This window comes from Klebsiella sp. A52, from assembly GCF_018388785.1.
GTDB lineage: Bacteria > Pseudomonadota > Gammaproteobacteria > Enterobacterales > Enterobacteriaceae > Klebsiella > Klebsiella aerogenes.
On the sequence record NZ_CP074437.1, the window covers coordinates 2,199,249 to 2,217,253 of the forward strand.

An 18,005-nucleotide genomic window follows, 5' to 3' on the forward strand; every position below is an offset into this window, starting at 1 on the left:
ATTTTATGTGGCATAAATCGCTTTTTTCCAGTCAATAACTCTGTAGGCTTTTCGGCGCGCTTTGGTCATAAGCTAATGTGATGTCCTGATTTACCTTATGGTTTAGCACCGGGTTCGGTGGTAAGTTCAGGCAAAAGAGAACGTTTGCGTCGGCGTCCGTAAGCGGTGCCGTCGCCGGATTTCGTGGCGCAAAATCGCCGACAATATCGTGGCTGGTTCCGTTTTATTCGATGAGGAAAAGATGGCTCAACAGACTCCGTTGTATGAACAACACACGCTGTGCGGCGCTCGCATGGTGGATTTCCATGGCTGGATGATGCCGCTGCATTACGGGTCCCAGATTGATGAGCACCACGCGGTGCGCGGCGATGCAGGGATGTTCGATGTGTCGCATATGACCATCGTCGATTTCCACGGCAGCCGGATCAGAGAGTTCTTGCGCTATTTGCTGGCAAACGATGTGGCGAAGCTTACCACGCCAGGCAAAGCGCTCTACACCGGCATGCTAACCGCTTCCGCTGGCGTCATCGATGACCTGATTGTTTATTTCCTTTCTGAAGATTATTTCCGCCTCGTTGTTAACTCCGCCACTCGTGAAAAAGACCTCGCCTGGATTTCCGAACAAGCCGAACCTTACGGTCTCGAAATTACCGTTCGCGACGATCTGTCGCTGATCGCGGTGCAGGGTCCGCAGGCGAAAGCGAAGGCGGCGACGCTGTTCACCGACGCTCAGCGCCAGGCCGTGGAAGGCATGAAGCCGTTCTTCGGCGTACAGGCCGGCGACCTGTTTATCGCCACCACCGGTTATACCGGCGAAGCGGGTTATGAAATCGCTATGCCGAACGAGCAGGCGGCGGATTTCTGGCGCGGTCTGCTGGACGCCGGCGTTAAGCCGTGTGGTCTTGGCGCGCGCGACACCCTGCGCCTGGAAGCCGGGATGAACCTGTACGGCCAGGAGATGGACGAAGGCGTCTCGCCGCTGGCGGCTAACATGGGCTGGACTATCGCCTGGGAGCCCGCCGATCGTAACTTCATCGGCCGCGAAGCGCTGGAAATGCAGCGCGAAAAAGGCACCGAGCAGTTGGTTGGCCTGGTGATGACCGAGAAAGGCGTCCTGCGCGGCGGCCTGCCGGTACGTTTTACCGATAGCGACGGTAATCAAAAAGAAGGCATTATCACCAGCGGCACCTTCTCGCCGACGCTGGGCTACAGCATCGCGCTGGCTCGCGTGCCGGCCGGGATTGGCGACACCGCGGTGGTGCAAATTCGTAACCGTGAAATGCCGGTAAAAGTGACTAAACCTGGTTTTGTACGCAATGGCAAAGCCATTGTGTGATTTCCCTTTTTTGGAGATGAATTGATGAGCAACGTACCAGCAGAACTGAAATACAGCAAAGAACACGAGTGGCTGCGTAAAGAAGCGGACGGCACCTATACCGTTGGGATCACCGAGCACGCGCAGGAGCTGCTTGGCGACATGGTTTTCGTTGACCTGCCGGAAGTGGGCGCCACCGTTGAAGCGGGCGCCGATTGCGCCGTTGCCGAATCCGTGAAAGCGGCTTCCGATATCTACGCGCCGATTAGCGGTGAAATCGTTGCCGTCAACGAAGAGCTGAACGACTCTCCGGAACTGGTCAACAGCGACCCGTATACCGACGGCTGGATCTTCAAAATCAAAGCCAGCGACGAAGCGCAGGTTGCCGCGCTGCTGGATGCGACCGCCTATGAAGCTCTGTTAGAAGACGAGTAAGCCTTTACCCTCTCCCCTGTGGGGAGAGGGAAGGGTGAGGGGAACCGATAATACCCTCACCCCAGCCCTCTCCCAAAAGGAGAGGGAGAAAACACATTCACCGCACGTTTCAGGAACCATCGCTCATGACTCAGACTTTAAGTCAGCTTGAAAACCGCGACGCCTTTATTGAACGTCACATTGGCTCGGACGCTCAGCAGCAGCAAGAGATGCTGAAGACCGTCGGCGCGGATTCGCTTAACGCCCTGATTGGCCAGATTGTGCCGCAGGATATCCAGCTGGCGACCCCACCGCAGGTGGGAGACGCGACTACCGAATTCGCCGCGCTGGCGGAGCTGAAGGCGATCGCCGGTCGCAACAAGCGCTTCAAGTCTTACATCGGCATGGGTTACACCGCCGTGCAGCTGCCGCCGGTCATTCAGCGCAACATGCTGGAAAACCCGGGTTGGTATACCGCCTACACCCCTTACCAGCCGGAAGTATCCCAGGGCCGTCTGGAATCGCTGCTCAACTTCCAGCAGGTCACTCTGGATCTGACCGGGTTGGATATCGCTTCCGCTTCGCTGCTTGATGAAGCCACCGCCGCCGCCGAAGCAATGGCGATGGCCAAACGCGTCAGTAAACTGAAGAACGCCAACCGTTTCTTCGTTGCCGCCGACGTCCATCCGCAAACCCTGGACGTGGTTCGCACCCGCGCGGAAACTTTCGGCTTCGACGTGATTGTCGATGACGCCGACAAAGTGCTCGATCACCAGGATGTCTTTGGCGTGCTGCTGCAGCAGGTCGGCACCACCGGTGAAATCCACGATTACAGTAAACTTATCGCCGAGCTGAAAGCGCGCAAAGTGATTGTCAGCGTCGCCGCCGACTTTATGGCGCTGGTGCTGCTGACGGCGCCGGGCAAGCAGGGCGCCGATATTGTCTTCGGTTCCGCCCAACGTTTCGGCGTGCCGATGGGCTATGGCGGCCCGCACGCGGCCTTCTTCGCGGCGAAAGATGAATTCAAACGCTCCATGCCGGGCCGTATTATCGGCGTATCGAAAGATGCGGCGGGTAATACCGCGCTGCGCATGGCGATGCAGACTCGCGAGCAGCACATCCGCCGCGAGAAAGCGAACTCCAACATTTGTACCTCGCAGGTCCTGCTGGCCAACATCGCCAGCCTGTACGCGGTTTTCCACGGCCCGGCGGGCCTGAAACGTATCGCTGGCCGCATTCATCGCCTGACCGACATTCTGGCCGACGGCCTGCAGAAGAAAGGGCTGAAGCTGCGCCATGCGCACTACTTCGACACCCTTTGCGTCGAAGTGGCGGATAAAGCCGCGGTGCTGGCGCGTGCCGAAGCGCTGCAGATTAACCTGCGTAGCGATATTCACGGCGCGGTTGGCATTACGCTCGATGAAGCGACCACCCGCGAAGATGTGCTGAATCTGTTCCGCGCCATCGTTGGCGACGATCACGGTCTGGATATCGATACCCTGGATAAAGACGTGGCGCTGGATAGCCGTTCGATCCCGGCGGCGATGCTGCGCGACGATGCGATCCTCACCCATCCGGTGTTCAACCGCTACCATAGCGAAACCGAGATGATGCGCTACATGCACGCGCTGGAGCGTAAAGATCTGGCGCTGAACCAGGCGATGATTCCTCTGGGATCCTGCACCATGAAACTGAACGCCGCGGCGGAAATGATCCCGATCACCTGGCCGGAATTTGCCGAGCTGCACCCGTTCTGCCCGGTCGAGCAGGCGGAAGGTTATCATCAGATGATCGCCCAGCTTTCTGACTGGCTGGTGAAACTGACCGGCTATGACGCCGTCTGTATGCAGCCGAACTCCGGCGCGCAGGGCGAGTATGCTGGCCTGCTGGCGATTCGCCACTATCACGAGAGCCGCAACGAAGGCCATCGCGATATCTGCCTGATCCCAAGCTCCGCGCACGGCACCAACCCGGCTTCCGCGCAGATGGCGGGTATGCAGGTAGTGGTGGTTGCCTGCGATAAAAACGGCAACATCGATCTTGCCGATCTGCGTGAAAAAGCAGAGCAGGCAGGGGCGAATCTCTCCTGCATCATGGTCACCTATCCGTCGACCCACGGCGTGTATGAAGAGACCATCCGTGAAGTATGCGAGATAGTGCACCAGTTCGGCGGCCAGGTTTACCTCGACGGCGCCAACATGAACGCCCAGGTCGGGATCACTTCTCCGGGCTTTATCGGCGCAGACGTTTCGCACCTCAACCTGCATAAAACCTTCTGCATTCCGCACGGCGGCGGCGGCCCGGGTATGGGCCCTATCGGCGTGAAAGCGCACCTGGCGCCGTTTGTACCGGGCCACAGCGTGGTACAGATTGAAGGCATGCTGACCCGTCAGGGCGCGGTTTCCGCCGCGCCGTTCGGCAGCGCTTCCATTCTGCCGATCAGTTGGATGTATATCCGCATGATGGGCGCGGAAGGGCTGAAGCAGGCGAGCCAGAACGCGATTCTCAACGCCAACTATATCGCTACTTGTCTGAAAGATGCTTATCCGGTGCTGTATACCGGCCGCGACGGTCGCGTGGCGCACGAATGTATTCTCGATATTCGTCCGCTGAAAGAAGAGACCGGCATTAGCGAGCTGGATATTGCTAAGCGCCTGATCGACTTTGGTTTCCATGCGCCGACCATGTCCTTCCCGGTTGCCGGGACGCTGATGGTTGAGCCGACGGAATCGGAAAGCAAGGTAGAGCTGGACCGCTTTATTGACGCCATGCTGGCGATTCGCGCGGAAATCGATCGCGTTAAAGCCGGTGAATGGCCGCTGGAAGATAACCCGCTGGTGAACGCGCCGCACACCCAGGGCGAGCTGGTAAGCGAGTGGAACCATCCGTACAGCCGCGAGCTGGCGGTATTCCCGGCTGGGTTGCACAACAAGTACTGGCCAACGGTGAAACGCCTGGATGACGTGTATGGCGACCGTAACCTGTTCTGCTCCTGCGTCCCGATGAGCGAATACCAGTAAGTGGTGAATTAGCTAAACTTTTAAAGGCGCTGCGGCGCCTTTATTTTTTGGAGGGAAGGTATGGCGATAGCTCTGATTAGCGGCGCGAGCCGCGGCATAGGCCGGGCGACGGCGCTGCTGCTGGCGCAGGAAGGGTATACCGTCGCGGTTAATTATCATCACAACATTAAAGCCGCCACCGAAGTGGTCAATACCATTGTTGAATCTGGCGGCAAAGCCACGGCGCTGCGGGCCGATATCAGCGATGAAGCGCAGGTGATGGCGATGTTTGAGGCGGTTGACCGCATGGGCGAACCGCTGGTGGCGTTGGTCAACAATGCCGGGATCCTGTTTACCCAATGTACGGTAGAGAGCCTGAGCGCCGAGCGTATTAACCGCGTGCTGGCCACCAACGTCACCGGATACTTTCTTTGCTGTCGCGAGGCGGTAAAGCGCATGTCGTATCGGCATGGCGGCAAGGGCGGGGCGATAGTTAACGTTTCGTCGGCGGCGTCGCGCCTTGGCGCGCCGGGCGAGTACGTTGACTATGCCGCGTCGAAAGGGGCGGTAGATACCCTGACCACCGGGCTGGCGCTGGAGGTGGCGGCGCAGGGGATTCGGGTAAACGGCGTGCGTCCGGGGCTGATTTATACCGAGATGCACGCCTCCGGCGGCGAACCGGGACGCGTGGACAGGGTGAAAAGTTCGCTACCGATGCAGCGCGGCGGCCAGCCGGAAGAGGTCGCTCAGGCCATTGCCTGGCTGCTGAGCGACAAAGCGTCGTATGTGACGGGCAGTTTCCTCGAACTGGCGGGCGGTAAATAACCCGTAGATGTCTATTGCCCGGCGGCGCTTCGCTTGCCGGGTAACCTTCCCGGATGGCGGTTACGCCTTATCCGGGCTACCCAACGATGCGTACCCGTAGCCCGGCTGAGCGCAGCGCGAGCCGGGGAAACCTTCCCGGATGGCGGCTACACCTTATCCGGGTTACCCAACGATGCGCATCCGTAGCCCGGCTGAGCGCTGCGCTTGCCTGGGAAACCTTCCCGGATGGCGGCTACGCCTTATCCGGGCTACCCAACGATGCGTACCCGTAGCCCGGCTGAGCGCAGCGCGAGCCGGGGAAACCTTCCCGGATGGCGGCTACGCCTTATCCGGGCTACCCAACGATGCGTACCCGTAGCCCGGCGGCGCAGCGCGAGCTGGGGAAACCTTCCCGGATGGCGGCTACGCCTTATCCGGGCTACCCAACGATGCGTACCCGTAGCCCGGCTGAGCGCAGCGCTTGCCGGGGAAACCTTCCCGGATGGCGGCTACACCTTATCAGGGCTACCCAACGATGCGTACCCGTAGCCCGATTGAGCGCAGCGCGAGCCGGGGAAACCTTCCCGGATGGCGGCTACACCTTATCCGGGTTACCCAACGATGCGCATCCGTAGCCCGGCTGAGCGCTGCGCTTGCCTGGGAAACCTTCCCGGATGGCGGCTACACCTTATCCGGGTTACCCAACGATGCGCATCCGTAGCCCGGCTGAGCGCTGCGCTTGCCTGGGAAACCTTCCCGGATGGCGGCTACGCCTTATCCGGGCTACCCAACGATGCGAGCCGGGAACCCGACGGTCTACCAGGAGGCCAGCCACAGCCGCAGGCGCATTCCCCAACTGCTGGTCCAGCCGGTGGTGACCGACTTCACCTCGCCTTGAGAAATGAACACCAGCGTTGGCGTCACCTGCACGTCCCACTGCCGCGCCAGCTGGCCGCTCGGATCATTCACCGTCGGCAGCGCCATTTTCTTCCTGGTCAGCCACTTCTCCAGCGTGGCGTTATCGCCGGAACGCAGGGCTACCGTCAGCACGTTGCCGCCGTCGGCGGCAAGCGAGGCCACCGACGGCGTGGTATAGCGACAAACTCCGCACCAGGTCGCCCAGACGTACAGCAGCAGCGGCTTTTGCTGGCTCATAGCGTTCAGATCCAGCGTCCTGCCGTCGAGTGTCTGCAGCGATGTGGCGCTGAAGTTTTGCGGTAGCGCGGGCTGGCGAAAATAATCCACCGCCAGGCTCACCGCCGCGCCAATCAGCAGCCACACCGCCAGCTCGCGCAGCCAGCGCCTGATTTTACTGGCCACGGGCTTTCGCCAGCTGTTCTTTCACCAGCCCCTCCAGCTCATCAGCAGGGATTGCGCCGGCCACCATCTGATCGCCGATGATGGTCGCCGGGGTGCCCTGAATATTCAGCACCTGCGACAAAATCAGGTTCATTTTCAGCGAATCCATGGTCTTGTCATCAATATTCACGCTATCGGTGGCGGTTTTCTTCTGCGCGGCGGCGATGCTGGCGTCATCGTGATAGCCTTTTTTCGCCATCAGCCGCTGATGCAGCGCCCAGAACTTATCGGGCTGTTGACGCCAGGTGGAGAGCGCGGCTTTAGCGGCATTCACCGAACTCTGCCCTTTAAACGGCAGCAGCTTAACGATGAGCTGGATGTCCGGATTATCGTGGACGATTTTTTCCAGCATCGGATCAAACTGTTTGCAGTAAGGGCAGTTGTAATCGGTAAACGAGACGATCGTGAGCTTCGGCGCTTTCGCGCCGGTGCGCGGGCTGTTCGGATCGTTAAACAGCAGTTGGGCTAACTGGTCATTACCATTTGATTGCGGTTCTTGCTCCGGGGCGGCGAAGCTGAAGGCCGATACGCACAGCAGTAATAAGGCGGTGATAGCTCTCATGTTATTTTCCTTTAGCGGCGGACAGGGTGGCGAGAAGTTGTTCGCGATCTAACAGCGCAGGCAGAATTTGTCCCTGCGGCAATCCCGGTCCGTAAATCTGGTTAAACGGCACCGCGGCGCTGCCGCGAGCGGTTAAAAACTGACTAATGTCGGCGGAGGGGCGGCTCCAGTCGCCGCGTAAGGCGACCACATCTGGCGCTGATAGCGCCTGCTGGACGTCATCGCGCAGCAGCACGTTGTATTTATTGGCTTTACAGGTCACGCACCAGTCGGCGGTGACATCAATAAACACCCGCTTATGCTCCGCAAGGGCGCTGGCGATAGCCTGCTCGCTGAGCGGCTGCCAGTTAACCCGGTCGCGGCGCGGGCCCTGGCCGTCCTGTTGGGCGACAAAGACGACGGCGCCCGCCGCTACGATGGCCAGAGCACCCGCGCGCAGCGCCGTACGCCAGCGGTAGCGCCAGGCGGTGGCCAGGAGCAGGACGATGGCCAGAATCACCAGCAGGGTAAGCACCGGCGTACGGCCGATGTGGATCGTCAGCAGGCTGACCAGCCATAGCGCTGAGCCAAGCATCATCAACCCCAGCACCACCCGCAGATGATTCATCCAGCGGCCCGGGCGCGGTAGACGTTGCGCCAGACCCGGCCAGGCGACGATAAGCAGCCACGGCAGGCTCATGCCGATCCCCATGGCGAAGAAAATACCCCACAGCAGCGGCAGCGGCGCCACCAGCGCCACCGAAACGGCGGTGCCGAGGAACGGCGCGGTACAGGGCGTAGCCAGCAGAGTGGCGAAGGCGCCCTGCCAGAAATGGCCCATTAAGCCGTTGCCGCCCCGGGTGGCGAGGAAGGTACTGGCGCTGGAGGAGAGACGGATTTCGAACAGCCCTAATAAACTGGCGCTGAACAGCACCATCACCAGCGCCATCGCGCCGATAAACCACGGGTTCTGGAACTGGATCCCCCAGCCGAGCGCCTGATTACCTAAGCGTAGCGCGGTCATCATCAGCGCCAGCGCCAGGAAGGAGACGACGATCCCGCATACCGAGGCGAGGAACTGCCGCCGCACCGCGCCGCGTTCGCGACGTTCGGTTTGCACCAGCGAGCCGAGTTTCATGGCCAGCACCGGCAGCACGCACGGCATGACGTTGAGGATTAGCCCGCCGGCCAGCGCCATCAGCAGCACCCAGCCTAACGCCAGCCCCGGCGCGGCGCTGCCGGCGGCGATGGCGATATGGCTTTCCTGCGCCTGGCCGCTATCGGCCAGCACCAGCGACAGCGTTTTGCCGCTCAGGTCCGGCGCCGTTTCGCCCCAGCTATCGGTGACCGGTACGGTGGCGGTCAACGTATCGCCGCGGCTGGTAAAACTCGGCTTGCCGAAATCGACATCCTCCATGCTGTCGATAAACAGCGCTGGCTGCTGCCAGCCGGTATCGCGGCGAGCGGTTACCGTCAGCTTACCGCTGACGTAGCTGGCGCTAAGCGCCGAGGTGAGACCGTCGCGCAGGGGCAGCGTGCCCATCGCGCGGGTGAAATCGTAATTAAAACGCTCCCCCGCCGGAGCCGTCATATCCAACGAAAAGGGGTAGTCAGTGAGAATGCAGACATTGCTGCAGGTAGAGAGCGTCAGTACGCCGCTAAGCGTCGGCGGTATTTTGCCGCGCAGGGTCATCGGGAAGCTGACGTCGCCGTGATATCCCTGAGTGGAAATACCCGCGACGTCGAAGCGTTGTGGCGTCGGCCAGCGCCAGTTAACCTCCAGCGGCGTGTGCCAGGCGATAGCCGGCGCGATGCCGCCTTCGCCCGGCGAACGCCAGTAGGTTTTCCAGCCCTTTTCCAGCGCTACGTCTAAAAGCAGGCGGGTGTCGCCATTGCTTTCGCTTTGCGCCCGCAGGCGCACGCTGGCGTGTTGATTGTCGGCGACGCGCAGCCAGCCGCTATCGGCAGCCTGGCTGACGGGCAGCCATAGCCAAAGCAGGCAGACCAGCAGTCGCCTGAATACCATAAACATAAATTTTCTCCGTAAGTAATAAATTAACCTGAGCTGTCAGGAGAATTAATCACTCACGGAAGACGCATAATCGTAGATGCACCCGCAATCGGGGGGGAGAAATGACGCGGGGAGGCCAGATACGCTCGATACGCGGCGGGATGGCCGCCAGCACCGCCAGCAGCAGGGCGATAGCGAGTAGCGCCCCTTCAAACAGCATCGGCGGAACGGCCATCAGCGACTTGGCGCTGAGTTCGCAGGGGGAGACCGGCGCCTCGGCATTATCCGGGCCAGGTTGGGCGGATTGGCTGGCGGCCGTGACGTTCATCACCAACGCATGCATCCCCGCCATTCTCTGGGCGGTGCAGATCAGCACCACCAGGCAGGCAAGGAGTACAAGAAGAATGGCTTTGCGTTGTCGCTTAATCATGGTCGCCTCAAATATTCACGAGGCCTATCTTATCGGGCGAACGCGTTTTAGCAATGGTAAAGCTGTAAAGAAGTGTCTGGCGGATAAGTGATTTGCCCCCTCCCGGCCGGGAGAGGGCGGTCAATTACAGATTCTCGCCGTTGCTGGCGATGACTTCTTTGTACCAGTTAAAGCTCTTCTTGCGCGAGCGGGACATATCGCCGGTGCCGTCATCGTGTTTATTGACGTAGATGAAGCCGTAGCGTTTGCTGTACTGGCCGGTAGTGAAGGAGACGCAGTCGATGCAGCCCCAGGGGGTATAGCCCATCAGATCGACGCCGTCATAAGTCACCGCTTTAATCATCTCTTCGACGTGGGCGCGGAGATAATCGATGCGGTAGTCATCGTTGATGCTGCCGTCGGCTTCTACTTTATCGTAGGCGCCAAAGCCGTTTTCCACGATAAACAGCGGCTTCTGGTAGCGCTCATACAGTTCGCACAGGGCGTAACGCAGGCCAACCGGGTCAATCTGCCAGCCCCAGTCGGAGGCTTTCACGTGCGGGTTCGGCACGCTGCCTTCGAAGCCGGAAATGGCATCGCCGGTGCCGCCTTCGGCTTTCACCGCGTTGGTCATGTAGTAGCTGAAGCCGAGATAGGCGCAGGTGCCTTCACGCAGGATCTGCGCGTCGCCGTCTTCCATCTTGATGTTGAAGCCGCGGCGCTCCCATTCATTCAACACATAGCTCGGGTAGTAACCGCGTAGCTGGACATCGGTAAAGACATAGCGTTCGCGCATCGACTCCTGGGCGAACATGACATCTTCCGGTTTGCAGGAGTAAGGGTAGAGGGCGACCATCGCCAGCATGCAGCCGACCTGCATTTCCGGGTTGATACGACGCGCCGCTTTCACCGCCAGCGCGCTGGCGACGAACTGGTGATGCAGCACCTGGTACATGGTCTCTTCCGGGTTTTCATGCTCGGTATAGACCACGCCGGAGCAACAGTAGCCGAACAGCGGCGCGCGCCAGTTACGCTGGTTATTGATCTCGTTAAAGGTCATCCAGTATTTCACTTTGTGCTTATAGCGCTCAAAGACCACTTCGGCGAAGCGCACAAAGAAATCGACCACTTTGCGGTTGGTCCAACCGCCGTACTGCTGGACCAGATGCAGCGGCATTTCAAAGTGGGAAAGGGTGATTACCGGCTCGATGTTGTACTTCAGCAGTTCATCAAACATGTCATCGTAGAATTTCAGCCCTTCTTCATTCGGCTGAGTTTCGTCGCCCTGCGGGAAGATGCGGGTCCAGGCAATAGAGGTGCGGAAGCATTTGAAACCCATCTCGGCGAACAGCTTGATGTCTTCTTTGTAGTGGCCGTAAAAATCAACCGCTTCATGGTTAGGGTAGTATTTACCCGCTTCGACCTGTTGGGTGATTTCGCGCGGCACGCCGTGCGCCCCGCCGGTCAACACATCGCAGATGCTGGGGCCTTTGCCGCCTTTATTCCAGCCGCCTTCAACCTGATGCGCGGCGACCGCGCCGCCCCACAAAAAGTCTTTGGGAAGAGTCAATTTTTTCATCTTTGCTAATCTCTATGAATCACTATTGCGATTGAGTCTAGCAAAGCGAAATTGAATGTCACGATATAACAAATCCCGCTAAAGGTAATATGTTACATCGAAAAAACAGGCTGTTACTTTTAGCCGATTTTGCGCGCTAATTTACGCCCCAGTGATTCGAGAATATATATCACCGGGATCTGCGTTGTAATATCGTAAACGCCGCCGATGCGCGTTTGCGGCACGTGCCAGGAGAGATTGAAATCAGCCAGTTTCGCCAGCCGCGAATGCTCATGGCTGGTAATCGACATCACCTTGCAGTGATGCAGGCTGAACTGGCTGGCAAAGCGCAGGATCTCTTCGGTTTCGCCGGAGACGGAAAGCACAATCGCCAGCGCGTTGCGGGCCATATCATTGGTGACCGGGAAATAAGGATCGTCAATATGGTTGCTGAATTTGCCGACGTTGGAAAAGAAACGTGCGCCATATTTCGCTAGCGCGCCGGAAGTACCGGCGCCGACGAAAATAATACGTTCGGAGGAGAGAATAATATCGACGGCCTGTTCGAGCAATTCATCAAACTCGTCATTATTGACGCTTTTAAAAAAGCTCATTATTTCGCTGGCGCCGATATTTGCCTGTTGAGGCTCATTCTGCTCAAGATATAATTTAAAGCGTACGCGAAATTCAGAGTAGCCCTCGCACTGCAGTTTGCGGCAGAAGCGCAACACGGTAGTGGTGGAGACCCCGGCGGCCTCGGCCAGTTCGCGAATAGTCATGTACATCACTTTGTCACGATTCTTAATGACGTAGTGGTAGACCATCATCTCAAGATTATTGAGACTGGCGACAGCGGCGTGGGAGAACATACTCACAGTGGCGAACTCACAATTCATAAAGACCAGGACGGAATTATACCATGCAGGCTAATGACATTACCTTTTTTCAGCGTTTTCAGGACGACATCCTCGCCGGGCGCAAAACGATCACCATTCGCGATGCGGCGGAGTCGCACTTTAAGGCCGGTGACGTGCTGCGCGTCGGACGCTATGAAGATGACGGCTACTTCTGCACTATCGCCGTTACCGCGACCTCGACGGTGACGCTCGACACGCTAACTGAACAGCATGCTCAACAAGAGAATATGACCCTCGAACAGCTGCGGCAGGTCATCAGGGAAATCTATCCTGCGGAAGATCGGTTTTATGTTATTGAATTCAAACGCCTTTAAATGAAACCAGCACAGCTGTTAGTTGAAATATTATTGTAACATTATGATTTTAATGTGTTTACAAATATACATCGTTTTATTTTAGCTAACAGGTGTTCACTGGAATCATTCTCAGTTAACCTAAGTGGGCAATGAAAGCGTTCTTGTTTTCACGGAGTCAAAATATGGTTCGCAAACCATTAATCACTCAGGGATATTCTCTGGCAGAGGAAGTTGCCAATAGCATCAGTCACGGGATCGGGCTGGTGTTCGGTATTGTCGGCCTCGTGTTGCTGCTGGTGCAGGCGGTAGACACGAACGCCAGCGCGACGGCGATCACCAGCTACAGCCTGTACGGCGGCAGCATGATTATGCTGTTCCTCGCTTCCACGCTCTATCACGCTATCCCGCATCAGCGGGCGAAACAGTGGCTGAAGAAATTCGACCACTGCGCCATCTACTTGCTGATTGCCGGAACCTACACGCCATTTTTGCTGGTGGGATTGAATTCGCCGCTGGCAAAGGGGCTGATGATTGTCATCTGGAGCCTGGCGTTACTGGGGATCCTGTTTAAACTGACAATCGCGCACCGTTTTAAAATTTTGTCGCTGGTGACCTATCTGACGATGGGCTGGCTGTCGCTTATCGTGGTCTATCAACTGGCGGTGAAGCTAGCGGTGGGCGGGGTAACGCTGCTGGCGGTTGGCGGGGTGGTGTACTCGCTGGGGGTCATCTTCTACGTCTGCAAACGTATTCCTTATAACCATGCTATCTGGCACGGCTTCGTGCTCGGCGGCAGCGTGTGTCACTTCCTGGCGATTTATCTTTACGTCGGCCAGTCCTGATTTAACTTCCACGGTGGCGCTGCGCTTGCCGCGGTCACGATATTCTACGGCCTGGAAATTCCACGGTGGCGCTGCGCTTACCGTGGCTACGATATTCTGCGGTCTGGAAATTCCACGGTGGCGCTGCGCTTACCGTGGTCACGATATTCTGCAGGCTGGAAATTCCACGGTGGCGCTGCGCTTACCGTGGCTACGATATTCTGCGGCCTGGAAATTCCACGGTGGCGCTGCGCTTACCGTGGCTACGATATTCTGCGGCCTGGAAATTCCACGGTGGCGCTGCGCTTGCCGCGGTCACGATATTCTACGGCCTGGAAATTCCACGGTGGCGCTGCGCTTACCGTGGCTACGATATTCTGCAGGCTGGTAGCCCGGCTAAGGCGCAAGCGCCGCAAGCCGGGAACTGTTCTTAATCTTCTTCCAGCGAATACGGCAATGATTTGATGCTCAGGCTGCCGGCATCGTCACGTACGCGGAACACGCTGTCCGGTTCCATATCGTTATTCATCACCACCTGGACCATCAGGCTTCCGTCATCCAACTGTACGGCTGCCAGCACCGTACCGGTGCGGCGCCAGTTGTCGCCCATTTTCAGCTCCAGATCTTCCCCGGCTTCCGGCTCCCGGCTGGCAGTACCCGCCAGCGTCCACAGCGCTCGTTTATTGGCGCCGCGGAATTTCGCCCGGGCGACCATTTCCTGGCCGGTGTAGCAGCCTTTCTTAAAGCTGATTCCGCCCAGCGCCTGCAGGTTGGTCGCCTGCGGAATGAACTGCGCGCTGTTTACGCTGTCGATAACCGGCAGACCGGCCTCGATGTTCAGCGCCAGCCACTGCTGGCTGTTGTTAAGCTGCGCTTCGCCGCGCAGCGCGTCTGTCACCCGGTTGGCGGTGTCGGCATCGGTCACCAGCAGGAAGCGCTCGGCAGGGTGTTCAAACCACAGCAGGCTGGTCACGCCTTCGGTGACCACCGGTTTACCGGCGTCCGGTAGCGCGGCGAATAGCGGCGCCAGCGCAGCGCGCGCCTGGAAACCGGCCACGCCCAGCAGGACCAGATCGTCATTTGCGGCGATGGTGACTTTGGAGAAGACGGCATATTTTTTCAGTTCGGTCAGCTGCGCTTCGCGCAGGCTGCGGCGCTCAATCCACGCGAAACCGCCGTCGCGGTGGAAGACGCGCAGGTTGCTCCACATTTTGCCTTTGGCATCACAGTGCGCGGCAAGCAGATGCTGATCGGCGGTTAAATGGCTGACATCGGCGGTGATCTGCCCCTGCAGATACTTCTCGCCATCCGGACCGGTAATCGTCGCCAGCGCCCAATCATCCAGCGTCATCAACGTTAACGGCAGACGAGCGGAAGAAGAAGGCTGACGCGGAGGAAAAGGTGTAAAAGCCATAGTCATATCCTGAATAGCTTAACGCAGAGTGAATGACTAATGGTAAAAGAGCTATGGTGCAATGCAAGCGCTTTCGGCAAGCCATTTGTGCCCTCAGGACGCGGTGAATACCCGGCCGGATGTTGGGCTTTTATGGAATGCTGCTCGCACAAGGCGATATTACTGTAAAGTAAGTGCCTAAAAAGGGTTAAACTAAGCTATATCTTGATGCTGGAAGGACAACATGGACATTAACAACAAAGCTCGCATCCACTGGGCATGCCGCCGCGGTATGCGCGAACTCGATATCTCCATCATGCCGTTTTTCGAGTATGAGTACGACACGCTCAGCGATGACGACAAGCGCCTGTTCATCCGTTTGCTGGAGAACGATGATCCGGATCTGTTTAACTGGCTGATGAATCACGGCAAGCCGGCTGATGCGCAACTTCAACGGATGATAAATTTAATCCAGACTCGGAATCGGGAACGTGGTCCTGTGGCAATCTGATTTACGTATTTCCTGGCGTTCGCAGTGGTTCTCGCTGCTGCTGCACGGGGTGGTGGCGGCGATAGTGCTGCTCATGCCCTGGCCGTTAAGCTACACCCCGATTTGGCTCCTGTTGCTATCGCTGGTGGTGTTTGACTGCGTGCGCAGCCAGCGGCGGATCCACGCCTGCCAGGGAGAAATTAAGCTGTTAATCGACTCCCGTTTACGGTGGCAAAAAACGGAATGGGATATCGTCGGGACGCCATGGGTTATCAGCAGCGGGATGCTGCTGCGCCTGAAGCATGCGGAAACCGGCCGTAGCCAGCATTTGTGGGTGGCGGCGGATAGCATGGATGCGGGGGAATGGCGGGATTTGCGCCGGCTGGTGCTGCAAAAGCCGGCGCACGACTAACTCAGGATCAGGCGAAGTGCTCCGCCATTTCGCCGAGGATCTGCTCGCACCAGTTCTGGATGCGCTCATCGCTCAGGTCGTATTGATTGGTTTCATCCAGCGCCAGGCCGACGAACAATTGTCCATCGGCGATAACCGGTTTCGGGCTGGTGAACTCATAGCCCTCGGTTGGCCAGTAGCCGACAAACTTCACGCCTTTGGTCGCCAGCTTATCGTGCAGCATCCCCAGCGCGTCAAGGAACCATTCGCCGTAACCAAGCTGATCGCCCATGCCGTACAGCGCGACGATTTTGCCATTCAGATCTAAGGCGTCGAGCTGTTCCCAGACCGCTTCCCAGTCTTCCTGAATTTCGCCGAAATCCCAGGTCGGGATGCCGAGAATCAGCACGTCGTACTGGCTCATCAGCGCGGGGGAGTCATCTTTCAGATTATGCAGCGTCACCAGCTCGGGGCCGATGATATCGCGGATTTTTTCCGCGGCCATTTCGGTGTAGCAGGTACTGGAGCCGTAAAAAAGACCTATATTCATCGCGTAAACGTCTCAATTCTTGCCGTGAATTGCGCCCAGTGTACCAGAAAGGCGGCCTCTTAAGGCATAATGAGGGCGTATAACGAACAAAGAGGCCGATGTGAAACAGGATCTGGCACAAATTGAACAGTTTCTCGATGCCCTTTGGCTGGAGCGTAATCTGGCGGAGAACACGCTCAGCGCCTATCGCCGCGATTTGACGATGCTAGTGGAGTGGCTGCATCATCGCGGGCTGTCGCTGGCGAGCGTCGGCAGCGACGATCTACAGGCGCTGCTGGCCGAGCGGCAAACCGGCGGCTACAAAGCGACCAGTACCGCACGGCTGCTTAGCGCCGTGCGCCGCTTCTTCCAGCATTTGTACCGGGAGAAAGTCCGCCCGGACGATCCCAGCGCGCTGCTGGCTTCGCCGAAGCTGCCGCAGCGGCTGCCGAAAGATCTCAGCGAGGCGCAGGTTGAGCGTCTGCTGCAGGCGCCGCTGGTGGAGCAGCCGCTGGAGTTGCGCGATAAGGCGATGCTGGAAGTGCTGTATGCCACCGGCCTACGCGTATCCGAACTGGTTGGCCTGACGATGAGCGATATCAGCCTGCGACAGGGCGTACTGCGGGTTATTGGTAAAGGCAACAAAGAGCGGCTGGTGCCGCTGGGCGAAGAGGCGGTGTCATGGGTTGAAAATTACCTTGAATACGGCCGCCCGTGGCTGCTGAACGGCGTGGCTTCGGACGTGCTTTTCCCCAGCCAGCGCGCGCAGCAGATGACGCGACAGACCTTCTGGCACCGCATTAAACACTATGCCGTACTGGCGGGGATCGACAGCGCGAAGCTCTCCCCGCACGTGTTGCGTCATGCGTTCGCCACGCATTTGCTCAATCACGGCGCCGATTTACGCGTGGTACAGATGCTGTTAGGACACAGCGATCTTTCCACCACGCAGATCTACACCCACGTGGCGACCGAACGTTTACGACAACTTCATCAACAGCATCACCCGCGGGCGTGAGTGCTGAATAAAAGGACTGAGTATGAAAAAAGGTTTATTGATGTTCACCCTGCTGGCGGCCTCGCTCTCCGGCGCGGCGCATGCCGATAGCGCGGCGATCAAACAGTCGCTGGCGAAACTGGGTGTGCAGAGCACCGATATCCAACCGTCGCCGGTTTCCGGGATGAGCACGGTGCTTACCGACAGCGGCGTGCTGTACGTCACTGACGATGGTAAACACATTATTCAAGGACCGATGTACGACGTCAGCGGCGCGCAGCCGGTTAACGTCACCAACCAGTTGCTGGTCGGCAAGCTGAACGCCTTATCCAAAGAGATGATTGTCTATAAAGCGCCGAAGGAGCAGCATGTCATTACCGTCTTTACCGACATCACCTGCGGCTACTGCCACAAGCTGCACGAGCAGATGAGCGACTATAACGCGCTGGGGATCACCGTGCGCTATCTGGCCTTCCCGCGTCAGGGGCTGCAAAGCCAGGCCGAGCAGGACATGAAAGCTATCTGGTGTGCGAAAGATCGCAACAAAGCGCTGGATGACGCCATGAACGGTAAGGGCGTACAGCCGGCGAGCTGCAATGTGGATATCGCTAAACATTACACGCTTGGCGTACAGATGGGCGTCAACGGTACCCCGGCGATGGTCCTTAGCAATGGTATGGTGCTGCCAGGCTATCAGGGGCCGAAAGAGCTTAAAGCTTTCCTCGACGAGCATCAAAAACAGACAAGCGGTAACTGATTCG

20 protein-coding genes are annotated in these 18,005 nt (G+C 58.2%); 12 read left to right on the top strand and 8 right to left on the bottom strand.

What is annotated here, in order from left to right; all coding sequences use genetic code 11:
• Positions 1 to 241 precede the first annotated feature (241 nt).
• The 5 genes from gcvT (at position 242) to KGA69_RS10390 (ending at position 6,167) form a co-directional block, all read left to right on the top strand.
• The gene (gene gcvT / locus KGA69_RS10370; protein WP_002916480.1) at positions 242 to 1,336 is read left to right on the top strand and encodes a glycine cleavage system aminomethyltransferase GcvT; all 1,095 of its coding nucleotides are present in this window, start codon (positions 242 to 244) and stop codon (positions 1,334 to 1,336) included.
• Positions 1,337 to 1,360: 24 nt separating this feature from the next.
• Positions 1,361 to 1,750 carry a glycine cleavage system protein GcvH gene (gene gcvH, locus KGA69_RS10375; protein WP_023290979.1) on the top strand — a complete coding sequence of 130 codons (390 nt, stop codon included), beginning with the start codon at positions 1,361 to 1,363 and terminating at the stop codon, positions 1,748 to 1,750.
• Positions 1,751 to 1,875: 125 nt separating this feature from the next.
• On the top strand, positions 1,876 to 4,749 hold the full coding sequence (gcvP, locus tag KGA69_RS10380) for an aminomethyl-transferring glycine dehydrogenase (protein WP_213293069.1): 2,874 nt from the start codon (positions 1,876 to 1,878) through the stop codon (positions 4,747 to 4,749).
• 60 nt (positions 4,750 to 4,809) lie between these two features.
• Positions 4,810 to 5,553 carry an SDR family oxidoreductase gene (locus KGA69_RS10385; protein WP_213293070.1) on the top strand — a complete coding sequence of 248 codons (744 nt, stop codon included), beginning with the start codon at positions 4,810 to 4,812 and terminating at the stop codon, positions 5,551 to 5,553.
• 311 nt (positions 5,554 to 5,864) lie between these two features.
• Complete coding sequence (locus tag KGA69_RS10390; protein ID WP_213293071.1) at positions 5,865 to 6,167, top strand: hypothetical protein; 303 nt, start codon at positions 5,865 to 5,867, stop codon at positions 6,165 to 6,167.
• Positions 6,168 to 6,348: 181 nt separating this feature from the next.
• Here KGA69_RS10390 and KGA69_RS10395 read toward each other — a convergent pair whose 3' ends face one another.
• The 6 genes from KGA69_RS10395 to KGA69_RS10420 all read right to left on the bottom strand — a co-directional run bounded on the left by KGA69_RS10395 (position 6,349) and on the right by KGA69_RS10420 (position 12,279).
• On the bottom strand, positions 6,349 to 6,852 hold the full coding sequence (locus KGA69_RS10395) for a protein disulfide oxidoreductase (protein ID WP_045392003.1): 504 nt from the start codon (positions 6,850 to 6,852) through the stop codon (positions 6,349 to 6,351).
• Positions 6,842 to 7,453 (bottom strand): DsbA family protein, encoded by a 612-nt coding sequence (locus KGA69_RS10400; protein ID WP_045392001.1) that lies wholly within the window; start codon positions 7,451 to 7,453, stop codon positions 6,842 to 6,844. Before KGA69_RS10400 ends, KGA69_RS10395 begins: the two co-directional genes overlap by 11 nt.
• A 1-nt stretch (position 7,454) precedes the next feature.
• A complete protein-coding gene (locus tag KGA69_RS10405; protein WP_213293072.1) occupies positions 7,455 to 9,464 on the bottom strand; it encodes a protein-disulfide reductase DsbD family protein in 2,010 nt (669 codons plus the stop codon).
• A gap of 49 nt (positions 9,465 to 9,513) precedes the next feature.
• Positions 9,514 to 9,873, bottom strand: a complete 360-nt coding sequence (locus KGA69_RS10410) for a copper resistance protein (protein WP_015369786.1) — start codon at positions 9,871 to 9,873, stop codon at positions 9,514 to 9,516.
• Positions 9,874 to 9,997: 124 nt separating this feature from the next.
• Positions 9,998 to 11,431 carry a 6-phospho-beta-glucosidase BglA gene (bglA, locus tag KGA69_RS10415; protein ID WP_032712496.1) on the bottom strand — a complete coding sequence of 478 codons (1,434 nt, stop codon included), beginning with the start codon at positions 11,429 to 11,431 and terminating at the stop codon, positions 9,998 to 10,000.
• A gap of 119 nt (positions 11,432 to 11,550) precedes the next feature.
• The gene (locus KGA69_RS10420; protein ID WP_045391997.1) at positions 11,551 to 12,279 is read right to left on the bottom strand and encodes a MurR/RpiR family transcriptional regulator; all 729 of its coding nucleotides are present in this window, start codon (positions 12,277 to 12,279) and stop codon (positions 11,551 to 11,553) included.
• Positions 12,280 to 12,329: 50 nt separating this feature from the next.
• On the opposite strand from KGA69_RS10420, the gene yqfB reads away from it, so the two are divergent.
• The 3 genes from yqfB (at position 12,330) to KGA69_RS10435 (ending at position 13,878) form a co-directional block, all read left to right on the top strand.
• A complete protein-coding gene (gene yqfB / locus KGA69_RS10425) occupies positions 12,330 to 12,641 on the top strand; it encodes a N(4)-acetylcytidine aminohydrolase (RefSeq protein ID WP_045374015.1) in 312 nt (103 codons plus the stop codon).
• A 164-nt stretch (positions 12,642 to 12,805) separates the two neighbouring features.
• Positions 12,806 to 13,465, top strand: a complete 660-nt coding sequence (trhA, locus tag KGA69_RS10430) for a PAQR family membrane homeostasis protein TrhA (protein WP_008806429.1) — start codon at positions 12,806 to 12,808, stop codon at positions 13,463 to 13,465.
• A gap of 65 nt (positions 13,466 to 13,530) precedes the next feature.
• Positions 13,531 to 13,878: a hypothetical protein gene (locus tag KGA69_RS10435; RefSeq protein WP_213293073.1), complete on the top strand. Its 348-nt coding sequence runs from the start codon at positions 13,531 to 13,533 to the stop codon at positions 13,876 to 13,878.
• Here KGA69_RS10435 and ygfZ read toward each other — a convergent pair.
• Entirely contained in the window at positions 13,875 to 14,858 is a 984-nt protein-coding gene (ygfZ, locus tag KGA69_RS10440; RefSeq protein ID WP_213293075.1) for a tRNA-modifying protein YgfZ, read from the bottom strand. The two genes, KGA69_RS10435 and ygfZ, sit on opposite strands and share 4 nt — an antisense overlap.
• A 223-nt stretch (positions 14,859 to 15,081) precedes the next feature.
• Here ygfZ and sdhE point away from each other — a divergent pair, with 223 nt between their 5' ends.
• Together sdhE and KGA69_RS10450 are read left to right on the top strand one after the other, a co-directional pair.
• Positions 15,082 to 15,348 carry an FAD assembly factor SdhE gene (gene sdhE, locus KGA69_RS10445; RefSeq protein WP_015369791.1) on the top strand — a complete coding sequence of 89 codons (267 nt, stop codon included), beginning with the start codon at positions 15,082 to 15,084 and terminating at the stop codon, positions 15,346 to 15,348.
• Positions 15,329 to 15,739, top strand: a complete 411-nt coding sequence (locus KGA69_RS10450; RefSeq protein ID WP_015369792.1) for a protein YgfX — start codon at positions 15,329 to 15,331, stop codon at positions 15,737 to 15,739. The genes sdhE and KGA69_RS10450 overlap by 20 nt, the downstream gene beginning before the upstream one ends.
• Positions 15,740 to 15,746: 7 nt before the next feature.
• Here the strand turns inward: KGA69_RS10450 and fldB are convergent, their stop codons facing one another.
• Positions 15,747 to 16,268 (bottom strand): flavodoxin FldB, encoded by a 522-nt coding sequence (fldB, locus tag KGA69_RS10455; RefSeq protein ID WP_015369793.1) that lies wholly within the window; start codon positions 16,266 to 16,268, stop codon positions 15,747 to 15,749.
• 100 nt (positions 16,269 to 16,368) lie between these two features.
• Between fldB and xerD the strand changes: the two genes are divergently transcribed.
• Positions 16,369 to 17,265: a site-specific tyrosine recombinase XerD gene (gene xerD / locus KGA69_RS10460; protein WP_015703420.1), complete on the top strand. Its 897-nt coding sequence runs from the start codon at positions 16,369 to 16,371 to the stop codon at positions 17,263 to 17,265.
• Positions 17,266 to 17,287: 22 nt separating this feature from the next.
• Complete coding sequence (gene dsbC / locus KGA69_RS10465) at positions 17,288 to 18,001, top strand: bifunctional protein-disulfide isomerase/oxidoreductase DsbC (protein WP_045374003.1); 714 nt, start codon at positions 17,288 to 17,290, stop codon at positions 17,999 to 18,001.
• Positions 18,002 to 18,005 lie beyond the last annotated feature (4 nt).